The following is a 25,086-nucleotide window of genomic DNA, read 5'->3' on the forward strand; positions in this document are numbered from 1 at the left end:
TTAGTTCAGCTCAGTATGAGTCTTTTCGGCCAGACCTTTTGTTTTCGCAAGTGATATCACGATACCTGCTCCAAGGATCGCAAATGTAATACCGAGCGACCATGACGGTGGAAATTTTTCCCAACCCATCAAATCGGCAATAAACATTTTAGAACCAATGAAGATCAGCAAGATCGATAGCGCATATTTTAAATATGCGAAGCGATGCAAAATAGCCGACAGCGCGAAAAACAAAGCTCTGAGGCCAAGAATCGCAAAAATGTTCGATGTGTAGACGATGAACGGATCAGTTGTAATCGTAAATACTGCCGGAACCGAATCTACAGCAAAGATCAAGTCTGCAACTTCGATCATGATCAGTGCCAAAAACAGTGGCGTAGCAAACCGAACTGTCTTGCCCGTAGCACTATCTTTCAATCGCACGAAAAATGCATTGCCGTGCAACTCGTCCGTAATACGCATGCGCTTGCGTGCGAAACGGAGCAACGGATTGCGGCTCATATCTGGCTCAGAATCTTCGCCTGAAAAAAGCATCTTTATGCCCGTAACGATAAGGAAGACGGCAAAGATGTAGAGTACCCAGTGGTAATTGGCGACAATGGTAGCGCCAAGGCCAATCATAATACCGCGCAATACAATGACACCAAGAATACCCCAGAAGAGAACACGGTGCTGATACTTGCGAGGGATGGCAAAGAAGCTGAAAATCAAAGCGATGACAAAAATATTGTCCAGAGCCAGCGTTTTTTCGACCACAAATGCCGTTAGATATTGTGCTGTCGCTTCGCCGCTCATCTGCCACCAGACAAAGCCGGAAAAGGCCAATCCAAGTGTGATATAGAACGCGGACATTTTGAGGCTTTCGCCGATTTCGATCTCGTGGTCTTCCTTGTTGAAGACTCCCAGATCGAGCACCAGCAATGCCAGAACGATTCCAATGAACACTAGCCACATCCAGACAGGTGTTCCCATAAAAAGTGATGTAAAGAGTTCCATTTCGACCTCTGTTCAAATCTAACAAGGTCGGCTGGTGATTACCGGGCTGACCTCGAGCTTGCTCGACGTGTCCGACATCACGGTTTGGAAAACCGCCAGAGGGGCCCGGTACACTCTCCCTCAATTGGGAAATGCATTTTTCTTTTCAAGAGGCGATGAAAACTTTTCTAACTTAAATTCGTTATCGACAAAGGAGCAAGGCTTGAGCTTGCGATGGCATCTCTTAGAGAGCTATACAAAAGCAAATCATACGTCGGACCACGACGAAGATTTCGAATAAACACGTTCATTTCTCAGGTGCCAAGATGGATATTCGTCAAATCGATGACAATTACTCAGTGACCGGACAAATCTCGCCCGATGACGTGCGCGATATAGCGGCTGAAGGCTTTCAGACGATCATCTGTAATCGTCCAGATGGCGAGGAAGGACCGGACCAACCAACTTTTGAAGAAGTCGCAAAGGTAGCCGAAAAGGCTGGTATCAAGACCTATTATATACCGGTCATTGGCGGACAGTTAACTCAGCAAAACGTTGATGAAATGGCCTCGGCACTTGCCGAAGCCGAGGGCCCAATTCTGGGCTACTGTCGTTCAGGCACGCGCTCTACGAACATTTACGGAATCGTGCAGAACCAAAAGCGCGGATAAAAAACGAGCGCAAGCTATTTGGACGGTGTTGCCGCAAAGGCATTTGAGAAGTCTTTGCAAACATCGCGATTACCGTCCAGAAGTACGCGGGCCCGAAAAGCGCGCGTTCGAGAACTTGGTCCGGCGAACATTATGCGCCGAATACTGGCGATAATAGCTTATGCCAGTGCGGGCTGCTGTTGCGATCACGCCACCAGCGATCATCGTCCAGCCAATGATCTGCGGCCAGTTGAAGCTTTCAATACCTGTGCTCAGCGCTACGATAACAACACCAGCCCACAGAACAGCAGCCGTACGGCGCCAAAAAACCGGGTTGAGTTCGTCAAAGACAGCCTTCCACAGCGAAAGCACGAGACAAGCAAAGAAAACGGCTGCGGCCAAACCAATGTTCAGCAACTCGACTGGGAGCCATTGTTGCGTGTTGAGCATAGATTCCATTATTCCATTCCTTCCGCGAACCTGACGGTGACCTTCGTGGCCATTTGCATGTCAGCTTGCGCGGTCTTGTTTCAATTGTGACCATTGAGCTTTCGCATTGTGGTAGAAGCATGGAATTGGGCCTATAATACAGTCACATATTATTGCGTTCACGCGAAATATCGTGTTGAAATCATTCAGTAATCTGCGCTCAGCGACAGATCTTAGACTCATCAAAGCCCTTGATAGATCAGCATTTTTTGGATTTTCCGCACATTCGGCAATCATGCCGCGCATCATGTTAAAGTCGCGAACCATAACGACATTGTAACAATTTGATATTGCAGAACTTATGCAATCACCTGCGAGAGTTATTTAAATGACGACCAACCCGCGAAAGGAGAATAACCGGCAAAATGCCAACTGCTACAATTGCCAATGCTGCGACGGACGCCTCTTCATAGGTTCCGCGCGCGGCCTCGCCATAAAGATGCGTAGCAAAGGTCTCAATATTGAGCGGGCGCAGTAGAAGAGTTGCTGGTAACTCTTTTACGCAATCAACGAAAACGAGCAGACCAGCTGCAACAATAGCCGTTTTTGATAGCGGTAGATGCACCTGACAGAAAGTTGCTGTCACCCCTCGCCCAAGTGTGCGTGACGCATGATCAAGCGATTGTGGAATACGCTCCAGTCCCGCATCAATGCCACCCGCTGATATAGCCAAAAAGCGGGCGACATAGGCATAAATGATCGCCGCTCCCGAACCAATCATCAGCAAGCCCGTGGACATACCGAAAAGAGTGTTAAAAAGCTCTCCGAAGAAACGATCAGCGGCGCCTGAAACAATCATAATACCAATAGCAATTACGGTTCCAGGCGCTGCGTACCCCATGGTCGAAAAACGATAGAACCAACGTGAGGCCGCACCCGGAAAAAGCCGCATCGCATAGGCAACCATCATGCCAAACAACAACACCAGAATGGTGGCGACGGAAGCCAGCATGACGGTGTTGAACGCTTCTCCGGCAAGTCGCGGAGATATGCCCGCAAAACGCATTCGCTTAACGGCCTCGATGACCAGATAAGTCGCAGGCAAGATAAAGCCGATCATGATTGGAGTAAGGCAGGCGATGAACAGCCATATGCCTTTTAAACCACCGACCTTCAGCGGTTCGAAACCGCGTGAATGACGAATATTGGACGAGAAGCGTTGTTTGCGCCTTGCCCATCGCTCAATTGAAACGAGTGCTACAACAAGCAATAAAAGTGCCAGAGCAAGCTGTGCGGCTCCCGGCAAGTCGAAACGCGTGACCCATGTCGTGTAAATCGAAACAGTCAGCGTTCGAACACCGAGAAATTCGGCAGCGCCGACATCGTTGAGTGTTTCCATCAGCGCGAGACTGACGCCAATAGCCACCGCAGGCCTTGCGAGTGGCAGTGCAACGCGCCAGAATATGCTGCGTCGGCTGACGCCCAATGTGCGCGCAGCTTCAATCAGGCTTGCTGACTGCGTGAGAAACATTGCACGCGTTGGAATATAGACATAGGGATAAAGCACAAAGCCGAGCAGAACGATGCAGCCCGTCATCGATCTTATATCAGGCAAGCGGAACTGGCGCGGTGTTTCATAACCCAGCATGAAACGGATTGCGCTTTGTAACGGCCCAATTGGATGCAAAATATCAAGATAGGCATAGGCGACTATATAGGTCGGCACTGCTAAAGGCAGCAAAAGCGCCCATTCCAGCACACCGCGCCCGCGAAAATCATAGGCTGTCACCAGCCATGCTGCAGACGTACCGACAAATGCAGTTATAAGCCCGACGCCGGTCAGAAGAATGATCGTATCAGTAAAAGCTGATGCGAAAATCGTTGAAAAAAGATGGCTCCACAGGCCAGATGAGCCGCGAAACGCTTCGATAACCAGTGCCAGAACTGGCAAGCAGACGAGCAGCGCAATCAATCCTGAAAGCCACAACCAGCCTCGCCCCGAACGGCTACGGTAAGGCAGGGATGATGATGCGACTTGCACAGGTTCCGGCACTCTGGTCGACCTTCATATTAAAACGCCGGCGCAATGGTTTTGCACCGGCATCATTTTTCCTCGAATATTCAGCTTTTAGTTATCAAAGCCGACTTTGTCGACCAGTTCGCTGGCCTGCTTGCGATGCTTGACGATTTCCGAAAGCGGCACCGTGTCAATCTTAAGTTCGCCGAAGGATTCGACGATAGGATCAACAGAAACGCCTGCCTTTACCGGGTATTCGTAGTTCGCCTGAGCGTATAGCTTCTGTGCGTCATCCGAAGCAAGATATTCAAGAAGCTTCACGGCTTCTTCCTTGTTTGGCGCGTTCTTGGCAACAGCAGCACCGCTGATATTTACCTGCGTGCCGCCATTCGCAAAGGTCGGCAGGATAACTTTGATTCCGTCGCCCCATGTCTTTTGTTCGTCACCACTTTTACCTGAGCGCATCAGACCAACATAATAGGAGTTAGCAACTGCGATATCGCAGATACCACCGACGATATCCTTGGCGCCATCACGATCACCACCGGCTGCCTTGCGTGCCAGATTAGCTTTCAGGCCAGTGAGCCATTCTTCGGTTTTTTCTGCACCATTATGCGCAATGTAATCCGCGATCAGTGCCGTGTTGTAAGGATGCTGACCAGCGCGAATGCAGATCTTGCCCTTCCACTTAGGATCAGCCAATTCTTCATAGGTGATCTTGTCGAGCTCCAAATCCTTATCGGCGTAAATTACGCGTGCGCGCATCGACAGGCCGAACCAGTTGCCATCGGCATCACGGAGTTGCTCAGGAATTGCGTCCTTGAGAGCCTGCGAATCGACTTTTTGGGTCAATCCTTTGTCGACGAGATCAACCAGATTGCCAGCATCAACGGTCATCAGAATATCGGCAGGAGACTTATCGCCCTCAGACGCTACACGTTCAGCGAGACCATCCTTTAGGAAAACCGTGTTGACGGTCGTGCCCGTCTTTTCCTTATAGGCATCGAGCAAAGGCTGGATAAGGCCTGGCTCACGGGTTGTGTAGATATTCACCTCATTTGCATTTGCAGCACCTGAGAGAAAAGTCGCAGCCATGAGTGCAAGTCCAGCACGCGCGATCTTGGGCATTTTACCTCCGAAATATGGTTCATTTGGAACTATATGGTATGCAATCGGACTATATGAACTCGATTTTGCAGGGTCAATTGCACGGGCGAATAAATATGACTTATTTACTCACTTTTTCTAAAAATTAGTGCTTTACTCCAATCAACACCGAGGAAAACAGATGACGCTTCCACAGCTACATGCTGGTCTGTGCGAACGCGCAAAGACTCTTCGATACCATTTAAGCGGATCAAGATTTCTTCCGTTTCACCAAGGTAGATTCGCGTCTCGATTTGTCCACTCAAACCACTGGCTTGGTCGTCCGGCAAAATTTTAATATCGCGCGGTCGGATATAAACGAGAACTTCACCGACACTATTAAGATGGCCTGGCACATCAAAAGAACCCAATTGGGTTTCAATTGAATTATCACGAACAATTCCTTCCAGAGAATTGAAATCGCAAAAGAAATCGGCTGCATAGCGAGAGTTCGGGCGGTTATGGAGATCACGGGCGGAACCTTGCTGCACAATCTTGCCAGAGCGCATCAGAACAACGCGGTCGCCCGTTGAAAGCGCTTCTTCCGCTTCATGCGTCACGATAATAACCGGCGTGCCGAGTGCTCGCAACAGCGCCATCGTCTCGCCACGCACACGCGCGCGCAAACCACGGTCCAAATTGGAGAATGGCTCATCCATCAACAGAAGATCAGGCTTTGGTGCCAGAGCCCGGATGAGCGCCACACGCTGCTGCTCGCCACCCGACAGCATATGCGGATAACGATCCGCCATAGAAGAGAGCCCGACCAGTTTCAGCAATTCTTCGACACGGGTGAGCGCTTGTTCCCTGCGCCCTTTGCGCAGACCAAACAGCACATTTTCACGCACGGTCAGATGTGGAAACAGCGCATAGTCCTGAAAAACCACACCGATGTTCCGCTTTTCCGGTTCAACGAAGATTGATGGGCCTACAAGCGTTCGTCCGCTCATCGTAAGCTCGCCTTCATCAGGTGCATCAATGCCAGCAATAATCCGCAACAGCGAAGTCTTGCCGCAACCTGAATGCCCGACCAGACAAATGATCTCACCGGACTGCACATCCAGCGATATGTTATCCAATGCGCGCACGGTTCCAAACTGCCGACCAACTCCCGAAAGGGTTAGTGCCAGAGCATTTTCATTTTCAAGCTTCGTGTCCTGCAGAGTGCGTGCATCCATAGATGAGGCCGAGAGTCCTGTTATCAACAATCCGCATATAAATGCACTTGGACGACTTTGCCAATAAAACCCGACCAAATGCATCAAGCATTTGCCGAAACACGTTTTAAAACGCAATAGTTTGCTGCACTATCCAGTTGAAGCAGCTCGCAAATCGCGCAATGTTGCTCACATCAGAATTTGATATTCGCATTGCAGGAGTTTGATCATGGGGCCGATCACCGACAAAGTGGCAACCGCTGAGCGTTTGCCACAGGAAACGAAGGTCGCCATTATCGGCGGTGGTGTGATCGGGGTATCGACAGCACTTTTTCTGGCGGAGCGCGGTATTCCTGTTGCCCTTTTTGAAAAGGGTGAAATTGCAGGCGAGCAATCCAGTCGCAACTGGGGCTGGTGCCGTAGGACCGGGCGCGACAGCCGTGAAATGCCGTTGATTGTCGAAAGTATGCATCTCTGGGACGGCATGAATGAACGTGTGGGGCGCGAAACCGGATTTCGTGTTACCGGCATTGCCTACACTGCCGAGAAGGAAGAGGAAGTCGAGCGCTACGCAGAGTGGATCAGGATTGCCAGCGAGCACGGGATCGAAACCCAACTTCTGAACGGCCAGCAGGCGGCAAATCTTGTGCCGGGACTGACACGTCCACTCAAAGGTGGCATGATCACGCCGCTCGATGGCCGTGCGGAGCCGCAAAAGGCAGTACCTGCTTTTGCCGCAAAGGCGCAGGAACTCGGTGCTGTCATTCTGCAAAATTGCGCCGTGCGCGGGATCGAAACCACCAATGGACGTGTGTCAGCCGTCCTGACTGAAAAAGGCCGCGTGGCTTGCGAAGCGATTGTTGTTGCTGGCGGCGCCTGGTCACGGCTGATTATATCGTCGTTTGATGCCCATCTGCCGCAACTCAAAGTGCGCTCGTCTGTCTTCCGCACCTCGCCCATCGAGAGTGGCGTTGAACCTGCAATCGCCTTTTCGGACTTCGCACTGCGCAAGCGACTTGATGGTGGTTATACGGTTGCGAGCCTTGGCGGCTCTATTGCCGACATTGTGCCTGACAGTTTCCGCTTCTTCCGCGACTTCATTCCGTCGCTGTCAACCGAATGGAAATCTCTGCGTTTCCGTATCGGCGAACGCTTTTTTGAAGAAGCTTTCCAGTGGAAACTCCGTCCGGCAGATCAGATCTCAGTGTTTGAAAAAATTCGAACACTCGATCCCGAACCGCACCGGGCAGCGAATGCAGCAGTGCTGGCCAAACTGAAAGCTGCCATCCCATCTTTTGCATCCGCAACCATTGCACAGGAATGGGCAGGTCTGATTGATACGATGCCGGACGTCATTCCGGTTATCTCACCCCTGCCCGGCATTGACGGGTTGATTGTTGCCACCGGCTTTTCAGGCCATGGCTTTGGCATCGGCCCCGGTGCGGGACGATTGGTCGCCGATATGGTCAGCGGCGAAACGCCGGTTGTCGATCCCTCGCCGTTCCATCTCTCGCGCTTCTCGGACGGATCGAAAATCCGCATCGAGAACTGGGGGTAACGAGCCTCTCATTTAAATCTCGAAGCTGATCGCGCATTACGTCACGGCAAATTGCATCTTCAATTTTTTCATTGATGATAAAGCAAAGCAGATGTGATGACTTGCAATCACAGATAAACGCATAGAATTTTACGAAAACTCAGACCAATATTTCTGTGTCAAAAACGTCTGCGCGATCCTTGTGATTCCGTGTTCTGTGTTTCAGTTTAGGGCAATTAAATTCTCCGCTCTTTTAGCTCAAGCGGTGCTATGGGTTCATTTTGTTTCGAAAAGAGCACATTCGAAATTGGAAAATTACGCAAAAGCCCTTTTAAGCTTGCGGTTTCGTGTTTTGTGGCACTAAGAAGGCAGTATCTCGGGCTTTCCCCACAATTTCAGCCCACAAATATGGATAAGAAACAATGACTGTAGCTCAAGCAGTTGTTCCGAAGAAAAATTCTGCGCGCCGCGTTCTGGCCGCGAGTATGATCGGCACAACAATCGAATTCTTCGACTTTTATATTTATGCTACCGCCGCGGTAATCGTTTTCCCGCACCTGTTCTTCCCAGCAAGTGACGGTAACTCGGCGCTGCTCCAGTCTTTAGCAACTTTCGCTATCGCCTTCTTCGCACGCCCGATTGGTGGCGCGTTGTTTGGCCATTTCGGCGATAAGGTTGGCCGCAAGGCAACGCTCGTTGCAGCACTGATGACCATGGGTATTTCCACAGTCGCAATCGGTTTCCTGCCAACCTATGAATCCATTGGCGTATGGGCAGCTCTCCTGCTCGCACTCTGCCGTCTGGGTCAGGGTCTTGGCCTTGGTGGCGAATGGGGCGGTGCAGTTTTGCTCGCAACCGAAAATGCACCGGAAGGCAAACGCACCTGGTACGGTATGTTCCCGCAGCTCGGTGCGCCTGTTGGCTTCATCCTTGCAACGGGTATCTTCCTGGTTCTTGCTGAACTCCTGACTGAAGAACAGTTTATGTCGTTCGGCTGGCGTATTCCTTTCATCGCGAGTGCCCTGCTGGTTGGCGTCGGCCTCTTCATCCGCTTGAAGATTGCTGAAACACCAGAATTCCAGAAGGCTATCGACAAGGCTGAACGCGTTGAAGTTCCGGTTGCAACGCTTTTCAAAAAGCATAAGACGAGCCTCTTTCTGGGCACTATCGGCGCTGTAGCAACCTTCGTTCTGTTCTATCTTATGACCGTATTTTCGCTTGGTTGGGGTACACGTGCGTTAGGTTATAGTCGCGAAGAGTTCCTTATCCTGCAGATGGTCGGCGTGATCTTCTTCGGCCTCACCATTCCGGTTGCAGCCCTGCTTTCCGACAAATACGGTATGCGCCCAGTGATGATCGTCGTCACGGTCCTTATCGGTCTCTACGGCTTCATCATGGCGCCACTCTTCCTCAGCGGGACAGCAGGTGTCCTTGCATTTCTCATCATTGGCTTCGGCCTGATGGGGCTGACCTATGGTCCAATTGGTGCAGCTCTTGCAGAACCATTTCCCACTTCGGTTCGCTATACTGGCGCTTCACTGACCTTCAATCTGGCAGGCATTCTCGGCGCATCGGTCGCACCTTACATCGCAACATGGCTCGCAACGCATTATAGCTTCGCCTATGTTGGCTATTACATGACGGCTGCGGCTATCGTTTCGCTGATCGGCTTTGCATTCATCTCGTTCAAGCGTGGCGAATAAGACAAACTAAATACCGAACAAAAAAGCCCGCGTGGATCAATCCACGCGGGCTTTTCTTTTAACACTAAAAACTTATTCGCTGTCAGCAGCTTCCAGAGCGATCGCTACTGACTGAATGATCGACGCGAAGCGCGCAGCGGTCTGAATCACTTCGGTTGATACGCCTGCCTTGCGCAGTACATCTTCGTGCGCGTCGATGCACATGCCGCAGCCGTTGATTGACGAAACGGCCAGCGACCACAACTCAAAATCAACCTTGTCGACGCCCGGATTGCCTATCACATTCATACGCAGTTTGGCTGGCATGGTGCGATAGTCCTTGTTCGTGGCAAGGTGCACGAAGCGATAATAAACATTGTTCATGCCCATAATGGAAGCAGCAGATTTTGCAGCTTGCACCACCGCAGCATCGACCTTACTGGCCGCTTCAGCAACCAGCGCTTTGCGTAGATCGGCATTGCGTGTAGCAATACCACAGGCAACAAACAGCCCGTATTTCTGCTGTGGCGTGAGCGTTTCATCGCTCGCTATAGACGAAAGATTGAGACGAACATCTTTCGCGAAATCCGGGATTTTAGACTTCAGATCATCAATGGACATGGAACCCTCTTTGACTGTCAGTTCTGAATAAACAAAAGGCGGGCCTCAACCCGCCTCATATCAGATAATTTAAGCTGATTAGGCAGCCTTAAGCGTTTCGCCACCGACTTCGCGGTTGCATGGGCAAAGCTCATCTGTCTGCAAAGCATCGAGAACGCGCAGCGTGTCCTTCGGTGCACGGCCAACATTGAGGTTGGTTGCGTAAACGTGCTGGATCGTGTTGTCCGGATCGACAACAAAGGTGTAGCGATAAGCCACGCCATCTGGTGAACGGACGCCGAGGCCATCGACAAGAGAGCCGTTAGTGTCAGCAAACGACCAGATTGGCAGCTTGTCGAGATCCTTGTGATCGCGGCGCCATGCGAGCTTGACGAATTCATTGTCAGTCGAGCCGCCAAGAACAACTGCATCACGGTCTTCGAAATCCGAAGCCAGACGTGCGAATTCTGCGATTTCCGTGGGGCAAACGAACGTGAAGTCCTTAGGGTAGAAGAAGATAACCTTCCACTTGCCGTCGAAGCTTGCTTCAGTAATTTCCTCAAAAGCCGAAACGCCGTTTTCTTCATGGAAGTTGAAGCCGGGCTTAACGCCGGTTACTTTGAAAGAAGGGAGCTTGTCACCGATACCGAGCATCTCATACCTGCCTGTAAATTCGTTGTTATGCAGGAAATTCAGAAGTTTCAGAATTCTCTGCTTGCGATTCATATATAGGCGCTCTAATTCAATCGGTCAAAGCGATTAAAGCGATCAATTCCATCGATTTTAACGATGGAGATAAGTACGTTAAAGCCTATGCTCAATATCAGTGTTCGCCAACTCCACTATTTTATCGCGCTTGTTAAAGCGGGCTCTTTTTCGCGGGCGGCGGAGACGGTGGGTGTCACGCAATCAACTCTCAGTGCTGCTATTCAAACACTGGAAGCTGAAGTTGGCGTGACCTTGATTGACCGCAATGGGCGACGCATGCAACTGCTGCCGGCGGGAGAGGATTTTCTCAATCGTGCGCAGGAAATTGTTGCCTCAATCGAAGAGCTACCAGAACACGCACGTCAGGCAGAGCGTCCTTTGACAACACGTTTGCGGCTCGGCGTCATTCCGTCCATCGCACCGTTTCTTCTACCCAAGGTTCTGCCCGCGACTGCTGAGGCTTTTCCAGAACTGCAATTGAGCGTTCGCGAGGGCTTAACACGCACGCTGCTCGACAGTTTGCGCTCTGGATCTCTTGATGTAGCGCTTGTTGCCCACCCCTATGACCTTGATGACTTTGAAGTTGCGGAAATTGGCAAGGATCCGTTCTTTCTCGCAGTACGTCGTGATCATGCATTGGCCAATCGCGACCATGTTGATGCCAGCGATCTCCAGGATCAGCCCTTTTTGTTGCTCGAAAGCGGCCATTGTCTGCGTGAACACGTTATGGCTGCCATCGGTTCAAAGCCCGCCCAAACGGGTGGAGATGTACATGCAACAAGCATCATGACACTGGTGCAGCTTGTGGAATTCGGAATGGGCGTAACACTTCTACCAGAAGTCGCAATCAAAGCAGGCATTACCCGTGGCAGCGAACTCAGTATCGTTCCTTATGAAGGGCAAAACAATTATCGTTCCCTCGCTTTAGTTTGGCGCGCCAAAACAGCGAGGCGCAATGAATACCAGCTGTTTGCAACGCATCTGCGCAATCATTGCATGAACAAATGAGTTAAAGCACATCCCGAAAAGTGGGAACCGGTTTTCGGACCAGGATGTGCGTCAAACAAATGCATAGAGCGCCGATCTGATAAAATCAGATCGAAACGCGCTCTAAAGAACGCCCCAGGCGCGGAAACGACCACGCCCGGTGATCTCCCGAAGATTAAGTTCAGTGATCAACTTGAGTGCTCCCTGTGGCGTGACATCAAGCTCCTTTTCGACCATTGGGCTCGAGACAAGCGGACTGCGCATAATCATATCCACGAGTTGTGGCAAGCGGGAATTGGAGCGACGCCCCTTTAGTTTGCGCTGCATTTGTTCTCGCGCCAACATCAAACGGTCATGCTCTTTCATCACTGTCTCAACACCATCCTCAATCGCAGAAAAAAAGGTTTTAAAACGAACCAGACGGTTTGGCGAGCGGCGTTCATCAGGCCTTTTGGTTCGCAATCCGATGCTCAGTGCCGGCAAATGTGAAGAAGCTATACCAGACTGACGCAGATAAGCGGCAGCAAGCAAGCGCCCTACCCATGAGGAACGCTGCACCACCTCAATATCAAACCACGCATCATACATGATTGCAGCACGCATTAATGAAGGCAAATAAGCAGACTTTTCAAAAATGTCGCGCCACTGCTGCAAACGCTCATCCTCATTCCAGTCCTCATCATTCAACAGCGGATCAATTTCGACGGGCTGAGGCTTAGGTTTCTCCTGAACAATGCCTTTCAAAAGTGCATCCGTTCGCGCAAGCAGCGCATCGATATCATCCAGAAGTGCGTCGGGTTCCCCCTCCTCCGGTTGATCATATTGCTTCACAGGTTCGACTTGAATGTCGACATTGCGACCAAGCAATTGCTGGATGCCTGAGCTACTCAATGCCCAGCCTGCTGCGCGTCCAGCAATTTGCCGACGAAGACGCAAAACGGAATGCGCAATGGTTAGCGCTTGGCTCGGCATACGCGTATCCATCACAGCATCATGCAAAATCAGATCTTCCAGATGGACAAGTTCCCCCTCAAGCCACATGGAGGCAACAGCGTCATGCATATGCATACGCTCTATCATTCCGTCGCGAATAGGTGATCCGGTAAGCCGCTCGTCGAGCCTGGTTAATGCAGCCGTGGCATTTGCCACAGGCACAAAAAACTCATCGAGCGGCAAGGTGTCAAATTCATAAGCCATACTCCGCATATCGCAACTGATTGCAGAAAAAGGCAAACGAAAATGAGCGGTTAAATGAGAACTTCCGCAACTTTCACAGCACGGCCTTCCTTGATTGAGAGAAGTGCCGCTTCCGCAAGCGCCAAAGCCTGCAAACCATCTTCTGCCGACGGTGAAGGCGCTTTGCCGCCATCAATCGCATCAATGAACGCGGCAATCTCAGCCGCATAAGCATCCGTATAGCGTGTCATGAAGAAATCGTGCAGCGGCGGGCGTGTATAGCCGTCTTTCGATGCAACTTCGATAGAAACCGGTCGCTGATTTTCAGCAGACACTGCACCTTCCGACCCATGCACTTCGATGCGCTGGTCGTAACCATAGGAAGCCCGACGCGAATTGGAAATCACACACTGGCGACCAGATGCTGTGGTCAGGAGCACGCTGGCGCTGTCAAAGTCGCCAAGTTCACCAATCTTAGGATCGACAAGAACCGACGCCGAGGCCGATACGGTTGCAATTTCTTCGCCCAACAAAAAACGCGCCATGTCAAAATCATGGATCGTCATGTCGCGAAAGATGCCGCCCGAAACCTTGATATATTCTGCGGGCGGTGCGCCTGGATCGCGACTGGTGATGGAGACCATCTCAACCTTGCCAATCCGACCATCATCAATCGCCTTGCGAACAGCCACAAAATGTGGGTCAAAGCGGCGATTGAAGCCGAGCATCACCTTGCCGCCGGTTTCCTTGATGACAGCGAGACATGCACGCACGCGCTCAATATTGAGATCAATCGGCTTTTCGCAAAACACGGCTTTTCCTGCGCGCGAAAAACGCTCAATCAGATCGGCATGGGTGTTGGTTGGTGTGCAAATTAGCACCGCATCAACATCAGACGACTGTTCAATCTCGTCGATGGTGCGCACCTCCGCGCCAGCAGCATCAGCAATGGCGCGTGCCGCGTCGTGATTGGCATCCGCCACCGCGATCAGCTTCGCACGCTTGTCGGAAGCAATTGCGCTCGCATGAACCTTACCAATACGGCCAGCACCGAGTAGAGCAAGACGTGTAACCATTGCCTTCATCCTCCCAAAACGGTCATCCTCGGTTGACCAACAAAACAGTTTCGTTATTCCGTTTTGCGCGATTCCCGACTATTCGGAAGAAACAAAGCGCAATGGAATATTTATTCTATTTTGCTAGATTGTGATATATAGGATGTCAAGAGACCGTTTCTGAAAGGATGGCAATGGACACCGAACAAGCTGTTTCCGCACAAGACGAAGCTTCCGCCAATGTGCCAGCGCCAACAAGTGTCAAAGAATTTGAGGCGAGACTGCTCGACGTCGCAGACCGATTGCCAAAACGCCTCAGACAATGCGCCGATTTTGTTGCAGCCAATCAGGACCGTATCGCTGTTTCGACGGTCGCGGAAATGGCCGAGGGTGCAGGCGTTCAAAGCTCAGCTTTCATGCGCTTTTGTCAGATAATGGGTTTTTCCGGCTTTTCGGAAATGCAGAAGATTTTCCGCGACTCTTATGCTGGCGGTTGGCCCGATTATTCCACGCGGCTTGAACATTTGCGTGAAACGGCGGCTGGAAGCGCGCCTGCCCTTTTGGCAGAGTTTGCCGAGGCTGGCCGCACGTCACTTGAAAGTCTGCTAAAGACCATTGAGCCGGAGGCACTTGAGAAAGCCGTCGAGCTACTGGCAACGGCGGAAACCATCCACATCATCGGCGTTCGGCGTGCATTTCCGGTTGCGAGCTATCTGGCTTACGCGCTTGAAAAGATGCAGGTTCCTGCGATGCTCCACAGCACTGTCGGCAAATTAGAGAACCAGCACGCTATCCGTAAAGGCGATGTGCTTCTTGCCATTTCCTTTTCGCCATACTCGCCTGAAACCATTGCAATGGTGGAAAATGCCAGCGACCGCGGTATCGATGTTGTTGCCATTACCGATACAATTGTTAGTCCAATGAGCAAATTCGCTCAGCAATCTCTACTGGTTTCGGAAGTGGACTTCGGCGCATTCCGCTCGCTTTCCGCCACACTTTGCCTCGCGATCACCCTCGCCGTTACTGTCGGAACAAAACGTCAGTCATAAAATGATAAAGCATTCCATTTTTCAGTTGAAATAGAATAATAAATCCATTTTAATCAAAAATAGAATGGCTGCTGCTCATCGTGAATAACAGACAGCTTTCCCAAGCTAAAAAAGACAAATGCGCCAAGGAAAAAATGGGATGAAGCAGCTCGATTTGATTACGATTGGTCGGTCTTCGGTGGATCTTTACGGCGCCCAGGTCGGCGGCCTTCTCGAGGATATGGCATCCTTCAACAAATATGTTGGTGGCTCTCCAACAAATATAGCAACCGGCACCGCAAGGCTTGGTCTCAAATCAGCTCTGATAACACGTGTGGGCGACGAGCATATGGGACGTTTTCTGTTGCGTGAACTTGCGCGTGAAGGGGTGGATACGCGTGGCATCGTCACAGATCCTGAACGCCTCACAGCACTCGTCATTCTCGGCATTCGTGACCAGCAACAGTTCCCATTGATATTCTATCGCGAAAACTGCGCTGACATGGCGCTTTGCGAAGATGACATCGATCCAGACTTTATTGCGCAAGCCGGATGTGTACTCGCTACTGGCACGCACCTGTCGCATCCGTCTACAGAAGCTGCAGTTCTCAAAGCATTGAGACTCGCGCGCGAAAATAGCAGCCGCACAGTGCTTGATATAGACTATCGTCCGAACCTCTGGGGGCTCGCGGGTCACGGCGATGGTGAAAACCGCTTTATTGAATCTGCAGCCGTTACAGCGAAACTCCAAATAACACTCAAATTGTTCGATCTCATTGTCGGGACGGAAGAAGAGTTTCACATTGCGGGTGGAACAACCGATACGGTTGAAGCTCTCAAAGCCGTTCGTGATATCACAACAGCAGTCCTCGTTTGCAAGCGCGGGCCAATGGGCGCAGTGGTCTTTGAAGACGACATTCCTGACAGTCTCGATGAGGGAAAATCCGGCGAAGGTTTTCCCATTGAAGTGTTCAATGTGCTTGGTGCGGGCGACGGCTTCATGTCTGGCCTTTTGCGCGGCTGGCTCAAGGATGAAGACTGGCCGACTAGTCTGAAATTCGCCAATGCTTGTGGAGCCTTCGCAGTGTCACGCCATGGCTGCACCCCCGCTTATCCGAGTTGGGAAGAGCTGCAATATTTCTTGCAAAGTGGCATTCGCGACAAAGCCTTACGCAAGGATCAGGCGCTCGAACAGATACATTGGTCGACCAACCGCAATGGCGACTGGCCGCATATACGCGTTTTCGCTTTTGATCATCGTATTCAGCTGGAAGAAATGGCGCGGGAAGCTGGCGCAAGTGATGAGAAAATCGGACAATTCAAAGAATTATGCTTGAATGCTGCATTAAAGGTTTCAGGCGGTGAAAACGGCTACGGCATTCTTTGCGATAGTCGGCTTGGTCGTGATGCGCTTTATCGCGCTGCTGGCAGTGGCCTGTGGATTGGACGTCCGACAGAATGGCCCGGGTCTCGCCCACTTGAGCTTGAACCCGAACTAGGCCCCGATTGCGGTGGCCTTGTGGAGTGGCCGCTTGAGCATGTCGTCAAAGTCCTTTCCTTCTATCATCCCGATGACAGCGAAGACGTGAAAGCACAACAGGAAGCCACTGTAAAACGGCTTTTCACTGCGGCACGGCGTAACCGTCTGGAGTTCTTGCTCGAAGTTATCCCATCCAAAGTCGCACCCGTCGACGATATGAGCACAGCAAAAGTCGTTGAGCGGTTCTACGAGATCGGCGTTTATCCAGACTGGTGGAAACTAGAGCCTCTGACGACAGAAAAAGCATGGCAAAATACGTGCGATACCATCATGCGTCATGATCCGCACACGCGTGGTATTGTCGTGCTGGGCCTTGATGCTCCTGCAGAAGAACTTGAAGCAAGCCTTAAAGTTGCGGCGCACTTTGATCTTGTCAAAGGCTTCGCCATTGGTCGTACCATTTTAGGCGAAGTCGCCCGCCAGTGGCTTGCTGGAAAAATGAGCGATAAAGAAGCCATTGCCGAAATGGCAAAACGCTATCGCGGTTTTTGCGATCTTTGGGACAAGCTGCGGCAGAAATAAACGCATCCCAAGAACAGGTGGAGGCCTGAGTCTCAAGTTGCGAGAAAGCGGATTTCCGCTGGGAGGAAATATGAAGACGGTTCGACTGACAGCGGCACAGGCTCTTGTACGCTATATCGCCAACCAGATGACATCAGACGGTGAGCCCTTCATTGCAGGTGTCTGGGCTATTTTTGGCCACGGCAATGTGGCTGGGCTTGGCGAGGCACTGCATGGCATCCGTGACCAGCTTGTAACCTGGCGCGGCCATAATGAGCAAACCATGGCCCATGCAGCCATCGCGTATACCAAGCAGCTCGGTCGCAAACGTGCTTGCGCCGTCACTTCCTCCATCGGCCCCGGTGCAACCAACATGGTCACAGCAGCGGCACTCGCTCATGTGAACCGCCTGCCGGTGCTTTTCATTCCCGGCGATGTTTTTGCCAATCGCGGTCCCGACCCTGTATTGCAGCAAATCGAGGATTTCAATGACGGCACAATGACCGTCAATGACTGTTTCCGCCCCGTAAGCCGCTATTTTGATCGCATTACCCGCCCTGAGCAGCTTCTCACTGCTCTGCCGCGTGCCTTCCGCACAATGACAGATCCTGCGGATTGCGGCCCTGTAACGCTGTCTCTCTGTCAGGATGTGCAGGCCGAAGCCTATGACTGGCCGGAAGAGTTCTTCGCGCCAAAGGTTTGGCATTGGCGGCGACCGCCCGCCGATGAACACGAGCTGGCAACAGCAATCGCCGCGATCAAAGCTGCCGAGACCCCGGTTATTGTTGCAGGCGGCGGCGTACATTATTCAGGCGCCCATGAAGTGCTGAAAAACTTTGCTGAAAGTCACAACATTCCAGTTATCGAAACACAGGCAGGCAAATCGGCTTTGCCGTGGGATCATTCGCTCAATTTTGGCCCGGTCGGCGTTACTGGTGCAGATAGTGCAAATGCTATTGCCGCAAGTGCCGATCTGGTTATTGGTGTTGGCACACGCTTTCAGGACTTCACCACCGGCTCGTGGGCACTGTTCAAACATTCGGGGCGAAAGCTGCTCTCCCTGAACGTCCAACCCTATGACAGTCACAAACAAGGTTCCATCTCGCTCGTTGCGGATGCAAAGATTGGATTGGAGGCGCTTTCGCACGCTCTAAAAAGTTACAAACGCCCTTCCCTCGACAGCGGCCTCAAAGAGAAATGGTTTGAAGCGGCAGACCGTTTGACGGCTGCTCCCGGTGATGCCAACCAGCTTCCCACAGACATGCAGGTGATCGGCGCAGTCCAGCGTCAGTCGAAAGAAAATACTGTCGTCATGTGCGCGGCTGGCACCATGCCGGGTGAATTGCACCAGCTCTGGAAAGCCGGTCGCCCGATGTCCTATCACATGGAATATGGCTTCTCCTGCATGGGTTATGAGATCGCAGGCGGACTTGGCATCAAGATGGCTGAACCGGATCGCGACGTGATCGTGATGATCGGTGACGGCTCCTATATGATGGCCAATTCAGAGCTTGCGACCTCTGTGATGATGGGCATCAAGATCACAGTCGTGCTTACCGACAATCGCGGTTATGGCTGCATCAACCGATTGCAAATGGCGACCGGCGGTGCCGAGTTCAACAATCTGCTCGACCACACAACCCATGTGAATGCATCGAATATCGACTTTGCAGCCCATGCAGCTGCGATGGGTGCCGACAGTAAGAAAGTCGGTTCTATCCGCGAACTTGAAGATGCGCTGGCAGAAGCGCGCAACAGCCCGCGCACCACAGTTATCGTCATCGATACCGATCCTTACCCGACGCCTGAAACCGGCGGCTGGTGGTGGGACGTGGCTGTGCCGGAGGTCTCGGACCGCGACCAAGTACGCGCCGCGCGTGAAAATTATGAAGCTCAGATCAAAGAAAGAAACTGACCGATGATCCTCTATGGCACCAACCCGATTGCCTGGTCGAACGATGATGATCGCAGCCTTGGCGCGCATATAAGCCTTGATCAATGCCTTGATGAGACTTCAAAAATCGGCTTCGACGGAATCGAAAAAGGTCATAAATTTCCGCAAGCTGCAGCGGAACTTAAAGCAGTGCTTGAACCGCGTAATCTGCGTTATATTTCCGGCTGGCATTCGCTGAACCTTCTGACAAATTCCGTTGAGAATGAGAAGGCTGCAATGCAGCCAGCACTTGATCTTCTGAACGCCATGGGATGCAAAGTCATCATCGTTTGCGAAACGTCGAACGCCATTCATGGCGACGATAGCAAGTCTCTATCCGAACGCCCGGTGCTGGAAGAAGCACGCTGGGCTGAGTTTGGTGCGGGCGTTGAAGCACTGGCCGAACATGCGAGCGCGCAGGGTATTGCACTCGTCTATCACCATCACATGGGCACGATTGTTCAGAGCGAAGACGAGATCGACCTTCTGATGAAACATACCGGCCCACATGCCAAATTGCTGCTTGATACAGGTCATTGTCTGTTTGGCGGCGGTGATCCTGAACGCGTTGCAAAGAACCATATGGGGCGTATTCGCCATATCCATGCCAAGAATGTACGCCCGGCTATAGCGGCACAGGTACGCGACCAGAGCCTGTCCTTTCTGGAAGGCGTGCGCCGCGGCGTATTCACTGTTCCCGGCGATCATGAAGGCGGTGTCGATTTTGTACCCGTTCTTACGGTCGCGGCCCAGCATGGCTATCAGGGCTGGCTGGTGATTGAAGCTGAACAGGACCCTGATGTGCGCAATCCATTTGAATATCAGTCGCTGGGGCTGAAATCGCTCAAAGCATTTGCGCGCGAAGCAGGGTTAGACAAAGGAGACTGAGCTATGGCCAATCTGTTACGCAAACCGAGCGGCAAGCATGGCAAGGTGCACGACATCACGCCGGAAAGCGCCAATTGGGGCTATGTTGGCTTTGGCCTTTATCGTCTGAAAGCAGGCGAAGCCGCATCCGAGACAACCGGCGACCGAGAAGTCATTTTGGTACTGGTCGAAGGCAAAGCAAAACTCAAAGCCTCGGGAGAAGATTTCGGTGAAATGGGCGAGCGAATGAGCGTGTTTGAAAAACTCGCCCCGCATTGTCTTTATGTGCCTGCTGAGAGCGACTGGGATGCAGTGGCAACAACCGATTGCGTGCTTGCTGTCTGCACAGCACCGGGCAAACCGGGCCGTAAGGCGCAAAAACTCGGACCGGAAGGGCTGACGTTCGATACGCGTGGACAAGGTGCGAATACCCGCAACATTTTCAACATTGCCATGGAAGGCCGCGATGTCGCCGACAGCCTCTTGGTGACGGAAGTTTTCACGCCACAGGGCAACTGGTCATCCTACCCGCCGCATCGACATGATGAAGATAACTTCCCGGATATGACTTATCTGGAAGAAACCTATTATCATCGCCTAAACCCATCGCAGGGCTATGGTATTCAGCGGGTCTTTACCGAAGATGGCAGTCTCGATGAAACCATGGCCGTTTCTGACGGCGATGTTGTTCTGGTGCCAAAGGGACATCACCCATGCGGGGCGCCCTATGGTTATGAGATGTATTATCTCAACGTCATGGCCGGACCGATCCGCAAATGGCGATTTAAAAACCATCCCGATCACGACTGGATTTATAAGCGCGATAATCCATCAGCATAAAAAGAAAGCCCCGGATTTCCGGGGCTTTTTTCTTAGAGTTTTGCCACTTTTTTCAAATCGTCCACCGCACCGGGTGCAGCAACGAAAACCTTGCTGCCCTTGGTCAGTTGCGCGCCTTCCGTTGGAAATGGATGCGTATAGCCGCCTGCTTCGCGGACTAGGCAAAAACCTGCCATGCAATCCCAAGCGTGCATATATGGCTCGTAATAGCCCACCAGACGCCCCGCTGCCACATAGGCAATCATTAGCGCGCCAGAGCCATTGCGAATGAATGTGCCGCCTGCTTCAAGCAAATCTTCAACGATCTTCGCAACCACCTGCGGCGTTACGTAATTATTGGCACCAATGCCCGTCACCGCGTTGCGAATTGTGCGCGTTTCATCAAGCGCAAGCTTTTCGCCGTTGAGCGTTGCACCATGTCCCTTGGCAGATGCATAAAGCTCATCAAAGCAAGGTGCCTGAATAACACCGATCACCGGCTCACCATCTTTCAGCACGGCAATGGAAACGCACCAGTTCGGCATTCCGTTCACAAAAGGGCTGGTGCCATCGATGGGATCAACCACCCATGTATAGCCTGAGGTGCCTGCATTCAGTCCATATTCTTCGCCCAGAAAGCCATCGTCGCTGAAAGCTGCCGATACGCGCTCATTGATCAGCTGTTCGACATTGCGGTCAGCAATGGACACCACATCCTGCGGATCGCGCTTGGTTTCAATCACCAGCGTCTTGCGGCGATTAAAATAATCAAGTGCCAGCGCACCAGCCTCGCGCGCAATGTCCTGCGCAAGCTTAAACCGTGTTTCAAGCTCTTTTGAAATGTCTGATGTCATGCTTGGTTTCCAGTCAGAGGGAATAAAGGCGCATGGTTCATGCGCTCAATTGTTGATGATGGCAAGGCCACGCGGCTTGAAATGGATAGCGACATCTGTTTGCGGCGGAAGTGCTTCTTCCACAGCAGGATCGACAATGAAAAGCTTGCCGTGTTCAGTCTCGATTTCATATTCGATATGATCACCGAGATAAGCGGAGTGGGCCACGCGTCCCGGAAAGTCTCCGCCACTCTGGGCTTGCAGACTCACCGCATTTGGGCGAACCGCCAGCTGTGCGGGTCCCGGCCTTGCATGTGATGATGCCAGTCGATGACTAAGCTTCCCGATACGAATGACAGCTTCTCCATTTTCTGCGCTGACGACTTCACAGGGCACAACATTGGCCTCACCCATGAAGTCTGCAATGAAGGCCGATGCGGGAGACTCATAAAGGTCACGCGGACTGCCTTGCTGCGCTATATCGCCGTCTTTCATGACAATAATTGTATCGGACACAGCCAAAGCTTCGTCCTGATCATGGGTGACATAAACTGCAGTAAAACCAAGCCTTTGCTGGAGTTCCCTGATTTCAGTTCTCACACGGCGGCGCAGGCGCGCATCAAGATTCGAAAGCGGCTCATCAAGCAGCAGAACCTGTGGTTCGAGCACGAGTGCGCGGGCCACGGCCACACGCTGTTGCTGCCCACCTGAAAGCTCGGCCGGAAGTCGATGCCCCATACCGGCAAGGCCAACAAGCTTCAGCCCTTCCTCCGCCCGCTCACGCGCTTCCTTCTTTTTTAATCCGGAAGATTCGAGCCCATAAGCGACATTATCGAGTGAACTCATGTGCGGAAACAGCGCATAGGATTGAAACACCATGGACACATCTCGCTCATTGGCGGGGAGCATGGTCACATCCTTGCCGCCGATCAGAATCCGGCCAGATGTCGGATGTTCCAGCCCAGCAAGAAGGCGCAGGGTCGTGGTTTTGCCGCAACCCGAAGGACCAAGCAGCGTGACAAGCGTGCCGGGTTCCACTGTCAGGGACAAATCAGGCAGAGCGGTGAAATTACCGAACTTCTTGGTGACGTTTTGAAAGGTAACGGAGCCGGGACGGATCGTGGTCATGCGGCTTTCTCCTGTTGAACGGTTTTGATCGGCGAGAGCGTGGCAACGCGGTTTTCACGTCGCAACCGGCGCTCGCCGACAAGAAGCTGGAAGGTGACAATCACAACTACCATCACCAGAATGAGTGCCGACGAATAGGCAATCGCCACACCGAATTCGCCATTTTCGACGAGGCCGACGATATAGGAGGTCGCCATGTTATATTCCGCCGATACAAGGAAGATCACGGCACTGATCGACGTGATCGCGCGAACGAAGGAATAGACCAGAGACGCAGTAATCGCTGGTCGCAGCAGTGGCAGGATCACCTTACGGATCGTGCGGAAACTGCCAGCACGCAGCGTGAGCGATGCTTCATCAAGGCTTTTGTCGAGCTGACTCATGGCGGCGATACCACCGCGCACGCCAACCGGCATATTGCGGAACACAAAGCAGGCAATCAGGATCAGCGCCGTGCCGGTCATTTCAAGCGGTGGCAGATTGAAGGCCATAATATAACTGACACCAATGACCGTACCCGGAATGGCAAAGCTCAGCATCAGTGCAAATTCGAACACGTTGCGTCCGAAGAAGCGCTGCCGCACGATCAGATAAGCAGTAAGCAATCCGACTGCAGCAGTGAGCGGTGCCGAGATCAATGATATTTCCATCGTCGTCCAGAACGAGTTCCAGGCAACACCTGTCCATGAAAAACCGCCATCTGTCCAACCCACAGAGAAAGCGCGCCGATAATGATCGAGTGTTAGCGAATTATCGAGACCCCATGTACGAACGAACCCGCCGATCAAGATCATCAAATAGACAACAACAGTAAAGATCATCCATGGAATAACAAGGGCATAGACGCCGATCTTCAATCCTTTTGGCAGGCCAGCATGAATGCCGGAATCACCCTTTCCGGTGACGGTTGCAAAGTTTTTGCCAGACAGCCAAAGACGCTGGATGAGGAAGGCTGAAAGCGTGAAGCAGAGCAGCACAATCGCCAGAACAGCCGCGCGTGACGGATCGTTTTGCGCACCCACAACGGCAAAGAATATCTCCGTCGAAAGTACACCATGACTACCGCCAAGCACCATCGGATTGCCGAAATCAGCCATGCTTTCGATGAAAGCAATCAGGAATGCATTGGCCAGCCCCGGCGCCATAAGCGGCAATGAAACACGGTTGAACGTCCGCCAGCGGTCGGCACGCAGGGTTTGCGATGCTTCTTCCATGGAAGGAGAAACACCTTCGACCACGCCGATCAGAACGAGGAAGGTGATCGGCGTGAACGATAGCACCTGCGCGATCCAGATCCCTGTTAGACCATAAAGCCAGCGGCCCGGTTCAACGCCGAACAGATTGGAAATCTGTTCCGTCACAACGCCAGCGCGGCCAAACAGCAATGTCAGCGCCAGACCAATCACGAATGGTGGTGTGATTATCGGCAGCACTGTGAGAATGCGCAAGCCCTTCTTGAACGGAAAGCCAGTGCGGGTTGCAACGAGTGCGAAGGAAAGCCCAAGCACTGTCGAGCCTGTTGCGGTCATCAGCGCCAGCCAGAGCGTGCGCCACGCAACACCACAACGCCCCTCGCCGATCACACAGGCAAGGCTCCAGATTGAAGAATCCTGAATATTGCCGATAAAGCCGTCGGGATTGAAAGAGCCGTCAAAATTCTGCACAGATCCTGCGAACATGCTGAAGATCGGGTAGAATACAAAAACACTCACAAGAGCGACCAGCAGCGTGATCGAGGAAACGACAAAAGCGTCACCTTTCATCACACCGCGTTCTGCAAGCCCGAAGGAGAAGATCAGCAGAAAGCAAAGACCTGTGAGAACAGCACCGGCACCAAAAGCGGGTTGGCCGTCTGCAAGCTGACCGAAGAGCGTTTCGCTTACCATCCAGTTCCAGCCGGTAAAACCAATTGCCAGCCCTTGCAGCGCAAGGAATCCTGCTCCCAGAAGGCTAGCGCCGATTAGAACGGATGTTCGTTTTTCCGGCGTCATCGCAAAGCGTGCGAAGCTGCAAATAAGCATCAGCACGGCAACAATACCAAGCCATGGGCGGCCATAAGCGAATATTTGCAGGATAGCGGGTCCATTATCGGCTTGGTTGAAAAACCCTTCAAGCCAGCTGAAACGGAAGAAGCCTTGCTCAATGCGATACCAGGGCAGGATCAGAAACGCGACTAAAGCCAGCGTCAGAACCACATCAAGCCGTCGATTGTGTTGTTTCATACCTATCCGCTTTTCTGCTCATTTTTGCGCATTGCGGGCAAAGTCGACATATTTATCCTTCTCCCGCCGCAATCAGGCGGGAGGGGATAACGAAAA

21 protein-coding genes are annotated in these 25,086 nt (G+C 52.1%); 9 read left to right on the top strand and 12 right to left on the bottom strand.

All coding sequences use genetic code 11. The features are described 5' to 3' along the window. A complete protein-coding gene (locus tag RI570_RS16115) occupies window positions 1-996 on the bottom strand; it encodes a TerC family protein (protein ID WP_313829615.1) in 996 nt (331 codons plus the stop codon). Window positions 997-1,301: 305 nt separating this feature from the next. Between RI570_RS16115 and RI570_RS16120 the strand changes: the two genes are divergently transcribed. Then, a complete protein-coding gene (locus tag RI570_RS16120; protein ID WP_313829617.1) occupies window positions 1,302-1,646 on the top strand; it encodes a TIGR01244 family sulfur transferase in 345 nt (114 codons plus the stop codon). A gap of 69 nt (window positions 1,647-1,715) precedes the next feature. Here the strand turns inward: RI570_RS16120 and RI570_RS16125 are convergent, their stop codons facing one another. The 4 genes from RI570_RS16125 to RI570_RS16140 all read right to left on the bottom strand — a co-directional run bounded on the left by RI570_RS16125 (window position 1,716) and on the right by RI570_RS16140 (window position 6,395). Further along, window positions 1,716-2,084 carry a hypothetical protein gene (locus RI570_RS16125; RefSeq protein ID WP_313829619.1) on the bottom strand — a complete coding sequence of 123 codons (369 nt, stop codon included), beginning with the start codon at window positions 2,082-2,084 and terminating at the stop codon, window positions 1,716-1,718. Between the two features lie 337 nt (window positions 2,085-2,421). After that, window positions 2,422-4,107, bottom strand: coding sequence for an iron ABC transporter permease (locus tag RI570_RS16130; RefSeq protein ID WP_313829621.1), 1,686 nt, complete (start codon window positions 4,105-4,107; stop codon window positions 2,422-2,424). A gap of 75 nt (window positions 4,108-4,182) precedes the next feature. Further along, entirely contained in the window at window positions 4,183-5,199 is a 1,017-nt protein-coding gene (locus tag RI570_RS16135) for a Fe(3+) ABC transporter substrate-binding protein (RefSeq protein ID WP_313829622.1), read from the bottom strand. Between the two features lie 104 nt (window positions 5,200-5,303). After that, the gene (locus RI570_RS16140) at window positions 5,304-6,395 is read right to left on the bottom strand and encodes an ABC transporter ATP-binding protein (RefSeq protein WP_313829624.1); all 1,092 of its coding nucleotides are present in this window, start codon (window positions 6,393-6,395) and stop codon (window positions 5,304-5,306) included. 208 nt (window positions 6,396-6,603) lie between these two features. On the opposite strand from RI570_RS16140, the gene RI570_RS16145 reads away from it, so the two are divergent. Further along, complete coding sequence (locus RI570_RS16145; protein ID WP_313829625.1) at window positions 6,604-7,932, top strand: FAD-binding oxidoreductase; 1,329 nt, start codon at window positions 6,604-6,606, stop codon at window positions 7,930-7,932. Between the two features lie 401 nt (window positions 7,933-8,333). Next, entirely contained in the window at window positions 8,334-9,614 is a 1,281-nt protein-coding gene (locus tag RI570_RS16150) for an MFS transporter (protein ID WP_313829626.1), read from the top strand. Between the two features lie 72 nt (window positions 9,615-9,686). Here RI570_RS16150 and RI570_RS16155 read toward each other — a convergent pair whose 3' ends face one another. Together RI570_RS16155 and RI570_RS16160 are read right to left on the bottom strand one after the other, a co-directional pair. Further along, window positions 9,687-10,214 (bottom strand): carboxymuconolactone decarboxylase family protein, encoded by a 528-nt coding sequence (locus RI570_RS16155; protein WP_313829628.1) that lies wholly within the window; start codon window positions 10,212-10,214, stop codon window positions 9,687-9,689. 78 nt (window positions 10,215-10,292) lie between these two features. Beyond that, entirely contained in the window at window positions 10,293-10,847 is a 555-nt protein-coding gene (locus tag RI570_RS16160) for a peroxiredoxin (protein ID WP_313830074.1), read from the bottom strand. 159 nt (window positions 10,848-11,006) lie between these two features. On the opposite strand from RI570_RS16160, the gene RI570_RS16165 reads away from it, so the two are divergent. Beyond that, window positions 11,007-11,909 (top strand): hydrogen peroxide-inducible genes activator, encoded by a 903-nt coding sequence (locus RI570_RS16165; RefSeq protein WP_313830075.1) that lies wholly within the window; start codon window positions 11,007-11,009, stop codon window positions 11,907-11,909. Window positions 11,910-12,011: 102 nt separating this feature from the next. On the opposite strand, the gene RI570_RS16170 is transcribed toward RI570_RS16165, so the two are convergent. Together RI570_RS16170 and iolG are read right to left on the bottom strand one after the other, a co-directional pair. Beyond that, a complete protein-coding gene (locus RI570_RS16170; protein ID WP_313829630.1) occupies window positions 12,012-13,085 on the bottom strand; it encodes an RHE_PE00001 family protein in 1,074 nt (357 codons plus the stop codon). A 50-nt stretch (window positions 13,086-13,135) separates the two neighbouring features. Further along, window positions 13,136-14,140: an inositol 2-dehydrogenase gene (gene iolG, locus RI570_RS16175; RefSeq protein ID WP_313829632.1), complete on the bottom strand. Its 1,005-nt coding sequence runs from the start codon at window positions 14,138-14,140 to the stop codon at window positions 13,136-13,138. 173 nt (window positions 14,141-14,313) lie between these two features. Between iolG and RI570_RS16180 the strand changes: the two genes are divergently transcribed. From RI570_RS16180 to iolB, 5 genes are all read left to right on the top strand, one after another. Then, window positions 14,314-15,168 carry a MurR/RpiR family transcriptional regulator gene (locus tag RI570_RS16180; RefSeq protein ID WP_313829634.1) on the top strand — a complete coding sequence of 285 codons (855 nt, stop codon included), beginning with the start codon at window positions 14,314-14,316 and terminating at the stop codon, window positions 15,166-15,168. A 139-nt stretch (window positions 15,169-15,307) separates the two neighbouring features. Then, window positions 15,308-17,209: a bifunctional 5-dehydro-2-deoxygluconokinase/5-dehydro-2-deoxyphosphogluconate aldolase gene (gene iolC, locus RI570_RS16185; RefSeq protein ID WP_313829636.1), complete on the top strand. Its 1,902-nt coding sequence runs from the start codon at window positions 15,308-15,310 to the stop codon at window positions 17,207-17,209. 70 nt (window positions 17,210-17,279) lie between these two features. Then, the gene (gene iolD / locus RI570_RS16190) at window positions 17,280-19,103 is read left to right on the top strand and encodes a 3D-(3,5/4)-trihydroxycyclohexane-1,2-dione acylhydrolase (decyclizing) (protein WP_313829638.1); all 1,824 of its coding nucleotides are present in this window, start codon (window positions 17,280-17,282) and stop codon (window positions 19,101-19,103) included. Window positions 19,104-19,106: 3 nt separating this feature from the next. Further along, window positions 19,107-20,009, top strand: a complete 903-nt coding sequence (gene iolE, locus RI570_RS16195) for a myo-inosose-2 dehydratase (protein ID WP_313829640.1) — start codon at window positions 19,107-19,109, stop codon at window positions 20,007-20,009. A gap of 3 nt (window positions 20,010-20,012) precedes the next feature. Continuing rightward, window positions 20,013-20,828, top strand: a complete 816-nt coding sequence (gene iolB, locus RI570_RS16200; RefSeq protein ID WP_313829642.1) for a 5-deoxy-glucuronate isomerase — start codon at window positions 20,013-20,015, stop codon at window positions 20,826-20,828. 32 nt (window positions 20,829-20,860) lie between these two features. Here the strand turns inward: iolB and RI570_RS16205 are convergent, their stop codons facing one another. Genes RI570_RS16205 through RI570_RS16215 form a run of 3 tightly spaced genes read right to left on the bottom strand, consistent with a single transcriptional unit; the run spans window position 20,861 to window position 24,990 of the window. Further along, window positions 20,861-21,661 (bottom strand): inositol monophosphatase family protein, encoded by an 801-nt coding sequence (locus RI570_RS16205; protein WP_313829644.1) that lies wholly within the window; start codon window positions 21,659-21,661, stop codon window positions 20,861-20,863. 45 nt (window positions 21,662-21,706) lie between these two features. Continuing rightward, window positions 21,707-22,768, bottom strand: a complete 1,062-nt coding sequence (locus RI570_RS16210; RefSeq protein ID WP_064321822.1) for an ABC transporter ATP-binding protein — start codon at window positions 22,766-22,768, stop codon at window positions 21,707-21,709. Continuing rightward, on the bottom strand, window positions 22,765-24,990 hold the full coding sequence (locus RI570_RS16215) for an iron ABC transporter permease (RefSeq protein WP_313829645.1): 2,226 nt from the start codon (window positions 24,988-24,990) through the stop codon (window positions 22,765-22,767). The genes RI570_RS16210 and RI570_RS16215 overlap by 4 nt, the downstream gene beginning before the upstream one ends. Window positions 24,991-25,086: the final 96 nt, after the last annotated feature.

Source organism: Brucella pseudogrignonensis (assembly GCF_032190615.1).
GTDB lineage: Bacteria > Pseudomonadota > Alphaproteobacteria > Rhizobiales > Rhizobiaceae > Brucella > Brucella pseudogrignonensis_B.

Bases quoted from the DNA above. Each gene is read 5' to 3' on its own strand.
- RI570_RS16115 (WP_313829615.1), bottom strand. From the start codon at position 996: ATGGAACTCTTTACATCACTTTTTATGGGAACACCTGTCTGGATGTGG.
- RI570_RS16120 (WP_313829617.1), top strand. From the start codon at position 1,302: ATGGATATTCGTCAAATCGATGACAATTACTCAGTGACCGGACAAATC.
- RI570_RS16125 (WP_313829619.1), bottom strand. From the start codon at position 2,084: ATGGAATCTATGCTCAACACGCAACAATGGCTCCCAGTCGAGTTGCTG.
- RI570_RS16135 (WP_313829622.1), bottom strand. From the start codon at position 5,199: ATGCCCAAGATCGCGCGTGCTGGACTTGCACTCATGGCTGCGACTTTT.
- RI570_RS16140 (WP_313829624.1), bottom strand. From the start codon at position 6,395: ATGGATGCACGCACTCTGCAGGACACGAAGCTTGAAAATGAAAATGCT.
- RI570_RS16145 (WP_313829625.1), top strand. From the start codon at position 6,604: ATGGGGCCGATCACCGACAAAGTGGCAACCGCTGAGCGTTTGCCACAG.
- RI570_RS16150 (WP_313829626.1), top strand. From the start codon at position 8,334: ATGACTGTAGCTCAAGCAGTTGTTCCGAAGAAAAATTCTGCGCGCCGC.
- RI570_RS16155 (WP_313829628.1), bottom strand. From the start codon at position 10,214: ATGTCCATTGATGATCTGAAGTCTAAAATCCCGGATTTCGCGAAAGAT.
- RI570_RS16160 (WP_313830074.1), bottom strand. From the start codon at position 10,847: ATGCTCGGTATCGGTGACAAGCTCCCTTCTTTCAAAGTAACCGGCGTT.
- RI570_RS16165 (WP_313830075.1), top strand. From the start codon at position 11,007: ATGCTCAATATCAGTGTTCGCCAACTCCACTATTTTATCGCGCTTGTT.
- RI570_RS16170 (WP_313829630.1), bottom strand. From the start codon at position 13,085: ATGGCTTATGAATTTGACACCTTGCCGCTCGATGAGTTTTTTGTGCCT.
- iolG (WP_313829632.1), bottom strand. From the start codon at position 14,140: ATGGTTACACGTCTTGCTCTACTCGGTGCTGGCCGTATTGGTAAGGTT.
- RI570_RS16180 (WP_313829634.1), top strand. From the start codon at position 14,314: ATGGACACCGAACAAGCTGTTTCCGCACAAGACGAAGCTTCCGCCAAT.
- iolC (WP_313829636.1), top strand. From the start codon at position 15,308: ATGAAGCAGCTCGATTTGATTACGATTGGTCGGTCTTCGGTGGATCTT.
- iolD (WP_313829638.1), top strand. From the start codon at position 17,280: ATGAAGACGGTTCGACTGACAGCGGCACAGGCTCTTGTACGCTATATC.
- iolE (WP_313829640.1), top strand. From the start codon at position 19,107: ATGATCCTCTATGGCACCAACCCGATTGCCTGGTCGAACGATGATGAT.
- iolB (WP_313829642.1), top strand. From the start codon at position 20,013: ATGGCCAATCTGTTACGCAAACCGAGCGGCAAGCATGGCAAGGTGCAC.
- RI570_RS16205 (WP_313829644.1), bottom strand. From the start codon at position 21,661: ATGACATCAGACATTTCAAAAGAGCTTGAAACACGGTTTAAGCTTGCG.
- RI570_RS16210 (WP_064321822.1), bottom strand. From the start codon at position 22,768: ATGACCACGATCCGTCCCGGCTCCGTTACCTTTCAAAACGTCACCAAG.
- RI570_RS16215 (WP_313829645.1), bottom strand. From the start codon at position 24,990: ATGAAACAACACAATCGACGGCTTGATGTGGTTCTGACGCTGGCTTTA.